The 7,680-nt window shown below is 59.2% G+C and carries 6 protein-coding genes and 1 pseudogene; 1 reads left to right on the top strand and 6 read right to left on the bottom strand.

The annotated features are described in order from the left end of the window. Nucleotides 1–375: 375 nt before the first annotated feature. The 5 genes from CKW20_RS15285 to CKW20_RS15265 form a co-directional block, all read right to left on the bottom strand. Nucleotides 376–1,353, bottom strand: coding sequence for a D-glycerate dehydrogenase (locus CKW20_RS15285; RefSeq protein ID WP_095053645.1), 978 nt, complete (start codon nt 1,351–1,353; stop codon nt 376–378). A 21-nt stretch (nt 1,354–1,374) separates the two neighbouring features. Further along, the gene (locus CKW20_RS15280; RefSeq protein WP_095053644.1) at nt 1,375–2,673 is read right to left on the bottom strand and encodes an MFS transporter; all 1,299 of its coding nucleotides are present in this window, start codon (nt 2,671–2,673) and stop codon (nt 1,375–1,377) included. Nucleotides 2,674–2,772: 99 nt separating this feature from the next. Continuing rightward, nucleotides 2,773–3,759: a sugar kinase gene (locus tag CKW20_RS15275; protein WP_095053643.1), complete on the bottom strand. Its 987-nt coding sequence runs from the start codon at nt 3,757–3,759 to the stop codon at nt 2,773–2,775. Next, nucleotides 3,752–4,534, bottom strand: coding sequence for a sugar phosphate isomerase/epimerase (locus CKW20_RS15270; protein WP_095053665.1), 783 nt, complete (start codon nt 4,532–4,534; stop codon nt 3,752–3,754). The genes CKW20_RS15275 and CKW20_RS15270 overlap by 8 nt, the downstream gene beginning before the upstream one ends. 83 nt (nt 4,535–4,617) lie before the next feature. Continuing rightward, nucleotides 4,618–5,643 carry a LacI family DNA-binding transcriptional regulator gene (locus tag CKW20_RS15265; protein ID WP_095053642.1) on the bottom strand — a complete coding sequence of 342 codons (1,026 nt, stop codon included), beginning with the start codon at nt 5,641–5,643 and terminating at the stop codon, nt 4,618–4,620. 392 nt (nt 5,644–6,035) lie between these two features. Here CKW20_RS15265 and CKW20_RS30175 point away from each other — a divergent pair. Beyond that, nucleotides 6,036–6,366 (top strand): annotated as a pseudogene (locus CKW20_RS30175) (site-specific integrase); the annotation flags it as partial. Between the two features lie 13 nt (nt 6,367–6,379). Here the strand turns inward: CKW20_RS30175 and CKW20_RS15250 are convergent. Beyond that, complete coding sequence (locus CKW20_RS15250) at nt 6,380–7,657, bottom strand: sugar MFS transporter (RefSeq protein WP_095053641.1); 1,278 nt, start codon at nt 7,655–7,657, stop codon at nt 6,380–6,382. Nucleotides 7,658–7,680: the final 23 nt, after the last annotated feature.

Genomic DNA, 7,680 nt, shown 5'->3' with positions numbered 1-7,680 from the left:
ACCTTGGTCTGGTCTCAATACTGGATACGATCAACCGGCTTAGCTGCATAACCTGAACCGCCGTATACGGAACCGTATGTACGGTGGTGTGAGAGGACGGCGGATGTAAATCCGCCTCCTACTCGATCCTGCAGAATTACTCCCACATTTACTCCCACGGATATTCGCCCTGAACAATGCTCGCCCCCGCCCCGGCCAGAACGCCGTCATTGAGATCCTGCGCCTACCATGAAGGCATAATCCGTCGGAAAGGCCACCTAGAAACAGACGGCCTTATACACGAAAAGCAAGGGTTATACAGTTCACTCCGTGTTTGATCTGTGGCGTTCACAGATCAAATGTGGGAGCGAAGACGGCCTCCAGGCAACGAATCTTTCAGGCCTTCCACGCCCGCACATTCACCAGATTCCCCGGGCGCCTACCCGCCAGCGCCGCCAACAGGTTGTCCACCGCGCATCTGGCCATAGCCTCCCGTGTTTCATGGGTGGCCGAGCCGATGTGTGGCGTCGCCACCACGTTGTTCAACTGCAGCAACGGCGAGTCCTGATTCAACGGTTCGCGTTCGAATACATCCAGTCCCGCCGCGCGAATCTGGCCAGCGCGCAAGGCTTCGATCAGCGCTGCTTCGTCCACTACCTTGCCCCGTGAAATATTGATGAAGATGCTCTCGGGACGCATCAGGGCGAACTGTTCTGCGCCGATCAGCCCTGCGGTTTGCGCGGTCAGCGGCAACGTCAGGCAAACGAAATCGGCCTGTTGCAACATCTCCGGCAGGCTTCGATAGTGCGCATTGAACCGCTGTTCCACCGCCGGTTTCGGTGACTGGCTGTGATAAATCACCGGCATGCCAAACCCGAAATGCCCGCGCTGCGCGAGGGCCTCACCAATGCGGCCCATGCCAATGATGCCCAGGGTTTTACCGTGCACGTCGCTGCCGAAATGCGTGGGGCCGATATTGCGGGTCCAATTGCCTTCGCGAATCATGTTTGCCAATTCCACTACGCGCCGGGCCGTTGCCAGGATCAGTGCGAAACCGGTGTCGGCGGTGGTTTCTGTCAATACATCCGGCGTGTTGCTGAGCAGGATGCGCCTCTCGGTCAGGTATCGGATGTCGTAGTTATCGACACCCACCGAGACGCTGGCAATGGCTTGGAGGTTGGGTGCCAGATCGAGCAATTCGGCATCCAGCTTCAGGCTGGCACCCAGCAAACCATGGGCGCGGGGCAGGGCATCGCGCAGTTTGGCCAGACCCTGGGCATCAAGGTTTTCGATCAGCGTCACTTCGGTCTGCTCGTGCAGACGAGCCATCAGCAGCGGCGAGAGTTTCTTGTACAGGACGACCTGCTTTTTCATCTTTGAGATCTCAACTTCAATTCAGGAATGTGCCGTTGCGGTGCGCGTTACTGTGGCCGTGGGCCGTTCCCGATCGCTGGCGCCGGGCTTGAGGCAAATGGTCAGCAATACCGAAAACATCAGTGCGCCGCTCATCAACAGGTACGAGGCACCGGGCGAGCCGGTGGAGCTGTTCAGGTAACCGACCAGATAGGAGCCGCCAAAGGAACCGAGGGCGCCCATGCTGTTGATCAGCGCCATGGCGCCGCCCGCGACGTTGGCCGGGAGGATCTCCGGAATGATTGCGAAGAACGGTCCGTAAGGCGCGTACATGCAGGCGCCGGCAATCACCAGCAAGGTGTAGGACCACCAGAAGTGTTCGGCACCCAAGGCGTAGGAGCCATAGAAGGCAATCGAGGCAATCAGCAGTGGCGGCCAGACGAAACGTTTACGTTTTTGCAACTTGTCCGAACCCCAGGACACCAGCAGCATGCCGATCACCGCCGCCAGGTACGGCAGCGCCGACAGCCAGCCGGCCTGCACCATGTCCATCTGCGCGCCGGCCTTGAGGATCGACGGCAGCCACAACACGAAGCCGTACACGCCAATACTCCAGCAGAAAAACTGCAGTGCCAGGATGATCACTTTGGGTGAACGGAACGCTTCGGCGTAGTTCTTCACGGCCTTGATGCCAACCTGTTCGGCGGCCAGTGCGCTTTCCAGGTCCTGTTTTTCCTGATCGTTGAGCCACTTGGCTTGTGACGGACGATCATCGGCCAGGCGCCACCAGATGAATGCCCACAACACCGCTGGCAAACCTTCGACGATAAACATCCAGCGCCAGCTGTAATGCTGCACCAGATAGCCCGAGACCACCGACATCCACAGCATGGTCACCGGGTTGCCGAGGATCAGGAAGGTGTTGGCCCGCGAGCGTTCGGCGCGGGTGAACCAGTGGCACAGGTAGATCAGCATCGCCGGCATCACTGCGGCTTCGACCACGCCGAGCATGAAGCGGATAACGATCAGCCAGTAGGCATTGGAGACAATCCCGGTCAACGTCGCCAGGCTGCCCCAGAGGATCAGGCTGACGAAAATCAGCTTCTTCACACTGTGTTTCTGCGCGTAGATCGCGCCGGGTACCTGGAAGAAAAAGTAGCCGAGGAAGAACAGCGCGCCGAGCATCGACGACAGGCCTGGCGTGATCATCAGGTCTGCCGCCATGCCGGACGCGGCGGCAAACCCATAGTTGGCGCGATCCAGATACGCCAGGCTGTAGGTGATGAACACGATGGGCATGATGTACCACCAGCGGCGGGTGGCGAGCGTTGCGGTTTTCATGGTGGTGCTCCTGAGCTTGTTGTTTTTGTCGCAGCAGGTAACGGTTTGAATCTTTGGTGCCTTTACTGGCCTCATCGCGAGCAGGCTCGCTCATTGGATCTACGTTCGACACATATCCCCTGTGGGAGCGAGCCTGCTCGCGATGGCGGCCTCAAATTCGCTGACCATTTCGGATCGGGTCGGCAACCCCTCCATATCCCCCCGGCTCTGCACCGCCCGGCTGCCAATCCAGTTGGCGCATTTCACGGCCTCGGCAACGCTTTGGTTTTCCAACAGCGCGCTGATCATGCCGACGGCAAAACCATCGCCAGCGCCCACCGTATCGACCACTGTTCGCACTGGTACGCCAGCCACGAAACCTTGATCAAGGTGTGTGCGGTAGAAAGCCCCGTGTGGGCCAAGCTTGATCGCCACGGCCTCGGCGCCCTGGTCAAGGTAGAAGGCGGCGATGTCGGCCGGGTCTTCGAACCCGGTCAACAAGCGACCTTCGCTCAACCCCGGCAGCACCCAATGGGCGAGGGCGGCGAGGCGGTTGATCTCGGTGATCATTTGTCGTTCGCTGGCCCACAGGCTCGGGCGCAGGTTCGGGTCGAAGGACACACTGCGCCCGGCCTCGCGCATGCGGGTCATCAACTCGAACGACATTTGCCGCGCCGACTCCGACAGCGCCGGGGGAATGCCGGTGGCGTGCAGATGTCGGGCCTTGAGCAATTCGGGCACGATCGAGTACGGCGACAGGTGACTGGCCGCCGAACCACGGCGGAAGTACTCGACCACCGGATCGCTTCCATCGTCGGTGCGGGATTTGAGTTGAAAACCGGTCGGGTGGGCGGCGTCGATGTCGACGTGGCGGCAATCCAGGCCTTCTTTTTCCAGGGTGTCGACCACGAACCGGCCCAACGAGTCGGCACCGACACGACTCAGCCATGCCACGTTGAAACCCAATCGGGAAAGGCCAATGGCGACATTGCTGTCAGCCCCGGCAATGCGTTTGTGGAAAGCGCCGACACAGGCCAGATCACCAGCCTGTTCAGCGACGAACATCGCCATGGTCTCGCCGAAGGACAGAATATCGATCTCAGACATGAGCACTCTCCAGTTGCGACTGGCCAAGGTGGGCGAGGGCGGCCACGTGCTCAGTGGTCAGTTGTACCAGGTCATCGCCTTGCAGCGGATATTCCGCGGCCCGCATTACGCCATGGGCCATGTGCCGCAGCAGGTGTTCCCACTGTTGCAGGTCACTGATAGCGGGCGGGATAGCGACCAGTTTGCCGTCGGCACGGCGCGTGACCGCTTTGCAGTGCACATAACCGACGTGACGACCGAGCAACCGGGCAGCACTGGCGGCGGACTGGTCCTGCCAGTGCCAATTGCCGATATCGAAAGTCATTTTTATCGGCAATTTGTGCTGTTCGATCTCTGCGAAAAAACGCTGGAAGGGTTCAATGCGGCCGCCCTGCAGGGTCTGGTCGTTTTCCACCAGCAACTGCACGGCGCTTTCGCCCAGCACTCGGGTGAGGGTTTGCAGATCGCTGTTGTCGGTGAAATAGCCCAGTGACACCTTCAGCCATTTGGCGCCGAACGCCCGGGCGCGTTGCAGGGCCGTGACCAGCTCGGGATTGGGCCTGGATTGACCGGCCAGCCATAGCTCCATCGGCGATGAATACACGCTCTGCAGGCCTTGTGCTTGAGTGGCATCGGCCAGTTGAGCGGGGTCTTCGATGGTCAGTAATTCTTCGCGCCACTCAATGCCCGTGGCGCCGGCGGCGGCGAGAATCTCGATGAAACTGCCCTGGCCGCGTTGACGCACAAGATCGGCACCGTAGCTTGAAAGGCTGATGGAAACGGCTGGTTTGTTCATTGTTTTTCTACCTCTGAAACCGGTTTCATTTTTGTTCAAAAAAAATGGCTGTGAAGTCGTGCTGCTCTTCAGGGCCATTCCAGTCACCTGAAAACACCAAGGGTCGACCCCCGCACAATCAGCCGCGCGGAAAAATCCAGCATCCGTACCGCCCCGTCATCCCCGCGCAGCCGCTTGAGCAGACACTCAAATGCACTGACGCCCATCTCGGTGGTCGGCTGCGCGAGAGCGGTAATGCCGCTGCCCACCAACGGGTACCAGTCCAGGTCATCGAGGGCAATCAAGCCCACGTCATCGAACAGGTTGCACTTGAGTTCACGCAACGCATGGGTGCTGGCCAGCGCCGCAATTCCGTTCGCGCAAAATAGCGCCTTCGGGCCGGGGCCAGGCGTGTCGAGGAAGGCTTTGAATTGTGCGCTCAGTTCGCTGCCGGTTTCGATGTGCGTGCCGCGAAGCGCCGGGCGTTGCTCGATTTGCGCCTTGAAGCTGCTGACCCGTTCGATCCGCGAACTGGTGCCATCAAGCGGCTCGGTCACCAGCAACACATCGCGGTAACCGCGTTCTTCAAGGTGGTTGAGGCCCATGTCGATGGCCTGCGGGTTGTTCAGCCCGACCATATCGCTTTCAAGGTGCTCCACCTTGCGATCCATCAGCACCAAGGGCATCTCCCGGTGCAGGTCGTGCAACTCGTCACGGTGATGACCGAGGGTGTTCACGATCAAGCCTTCGATGTTGTACGAACGCAGCAGGGCCAGATGCTGGCGCTCTTGCTCGTCATCGCGATCGGTGTTGCACACCACCAGGCTATAGCCGTGCTGACGGCACGCGGTTTCCACTCCGTGCATCACGGCAATGGAATAAGGGTTGCGGATATCGGCCACCAGCATGCCGATCAGGCGGGTACGCCCGCGTTTCAGGCCGCGGGCCATCTGGTTCGGGCGATAGCCGAGTTCGGCAATTGCCTGTTCGATGCGCTGAGCAATGGCATCGGAAAGCAGGGCACGATCATCGCCAATGAACCGCGAAACGCTGGCCTTGGAGACCTTGGCGTGTTTGGCCACGTCGAGCATGGTCACGCGGCTGCGCTGGGCGGCGGAAAAATCGTTCACGGTCTGAAACCTTCTTATTGGATTTATCAGGTCGGGTACATTTAAAACATTGCTGAAACCGGTTTCAGGAAACAATAAAAAAAATGCGCCGTCAAGTGGAGGGTTCACGTACATACGGTTTAGATCGACGGGCGGCGATCAGATCCGCACGCTCAGCCAGGTTGAATCCAGCAACAACGCCCCGCGGTCTCCTGGACCAGGTTGTAGTGCCAACAGAAGCGGTGGGTTTCAAATACTGCGACTGACGGTCAAGAAGCGAATACGTGCAACACTGCTGGCTATTCGGGATGAGCTGAAACGCCGACGTCATGAGCCTGTTCGAGTCGTGGGTCAGTGGCTTACCCGGGTGGTCACGGGATACTTCAAATACCACGCGGTGCCCGGAAAAAGACCTGTCGTTAGCAGGTCGATCTTTCGAAGGTTTTCCGCTGTTGGTTGGCTCAGATGGCTGGCCTGTTGAGCCCGTGCAATCCTTCCTCAGGCATATTCTCGTGGAGTCCGGTGAGGCACGAAGCGAACTGACTTGGGAAGCCTACGGACGTCGTCTGTACGACTATTTCGCCTTCTTGGAAGCCAATGGCCTGGAATGAAGAGAGCCCTGCTAACGGTCTGAGCGTCCTATCTCGTTACCGGGACTGGTCTCAAGGCGAGCTGGGGCTCGATCCTGGCACGGCGAACAAGCGGTTGAATCTGATCGTTAGCTTCTACCAATGGGCTAGCCGCGCGCCAGGGAATGCTAGTGCTTCGGAGCGCGGGCATACCAACCGTAGATTGCGATGCCGGCATAACAGGTCGCTGGCACGCTCAATGCCATCGCGAGCGTCGAGAGGTCGGCCGCATACCCTGTCAATGGCGGAATAAATGCCCCGCCAACAATGGCGCAACAGAACAGGCCCGAACCTTCCGCCGCGCGATGACCGAGCCCTGCGGTCGCAAGGGTAAAGATCGTCGGAAACATGATGGAGTTGAACAGCCCGACGGCCAGCAGCGACCATCCGGCAACAACGCCTTGTGTGGTGGCAGAGATCGTCAACAGCACAATGACTGCCGTGGCGGCAAAGGCCAGCAGTTTCCCGGGCGCGAAAGTGCGCATCAGCGCCGAGCCGATAAAGCGGCCAACCAGGGCGCCACCCCAATAGAAGGCAACATGCTTGCCTGCGGCTTCGGCGGGAAGGGCCAGGGTTGTCGGCAGCATGAGGTAGTCGGTGATGAGGCTGCCAATCGTGACTTCGGCGCCGACATAGAGAAATATGCAAACGGTGCCGAGTGCAAAGCGCGGCTGCTTTAGAAGGTCGAGCGCAGCGAGTGGATTGAGACGTTCAGGTCTTGTTGACGGTTGCAGCTCATTTCTTTTCAGCCAGACGATCAAGGCGACGATGCAGATGAAGAGCGTAATGCTTGCATAGGTGTTGCTGATCACGCTGGCTTCCTGCGACAGGAAGGACGTCAGTTCTGCTGGCGACAATGCGGAGGTATCTACCGCATTGAGGGAACCCAGGATCAGTATGGCACCCAGGTAGGGTGCGACCGTGGTTCCCAGCGAATTGAACGCATGGCCGAGGGTGAGGCGGCTGGGGGCCATTGCGGCGGTTCCGAGTAGTGAAAGCAGCGGGTTCGCAACGACCTGAACGGTTGTCACGCCAATCGCAAGCACAAAGAGGGCGCCGAGGAAGGCTGGAAACAATGCGGACTGGGTGGCAGGAATGAAGAGCAGGCATCCACCAGCCATCAGCAGCAACCCGAGGACGGCCGCTCTCATGTAGCCGACTCGCGAAATGAGCAGGCCTGCGGGTATGGCGAAAATGAAATAGGCAAAAAAGAATGACGACTGCACAAGCATGGCCTCGGTATAGCTGAGGCTGAAGAGGTGCTTGAGTTTTGGCACCAGAACATCGTTAAGGCTGGTGATGCTGCCGAGGATGAAAAACAGCGCGAACACGTAGGTGCTCATCCGTTGGGTGTGGGGTGTTGCCAAACTGTTGGTGACAGTCGCGCTAGCACTAGCGTTCGTCATCACGGGCTTCCTCTTTCTTGTGA

The sequence above is a fragment of the Pseudomonas sp. Irchel s3b2 genome (assembly GCF_900187445.1).
Classification (GTDB): Bacteria; Pseudomonadota; Gammaproteobacteria; order Pseudomonadales; family Pseudomonadaceae; genus Aquipseudomonas.
Note: the sequence above shows the minus strand (reverse complement) of the source record. Positions and strands in the feature narration are given on the sequence as shown.

Coding starts and splice junctions, on each gene's coding strand:
- CKW20_RS15250 (WP_095053641.1), bottom strand. CDS start 7,657: ATGACGAACGCTAGTGCTAGCGCGACTGTCACCAACAGTTTGGCAACA.
- CKW20_RS15275 (WP_095053643.1), bottom strand. CDS start 3,759: ATGTCTGAGATCGATATTCTGTCCTTCGGCGAGACCATGGCGATGTTC.
- CKW20_RS15270 (WP_095053665.1), bottom strand. CDS start 4,534: ATGAACAAACCAGCCGTTTCCATCAGCCTTTCAAGCTACGGTGCCGAT.
- CKW20_RS15280 (WP_095053644.1), bottom strand. CDS start 2,673: ATGAAAACCGCAACGCTCGCCACCCGCCGCTGGTGGTACATCATGCCC.
- CKW20_RS15285 (WP_095053645.1), bottom strand. CDS start 1,353: ATGAAAAAGCAGGTCGTCCTGTACAAGAAACTCTCGCCGCTGCTGATG.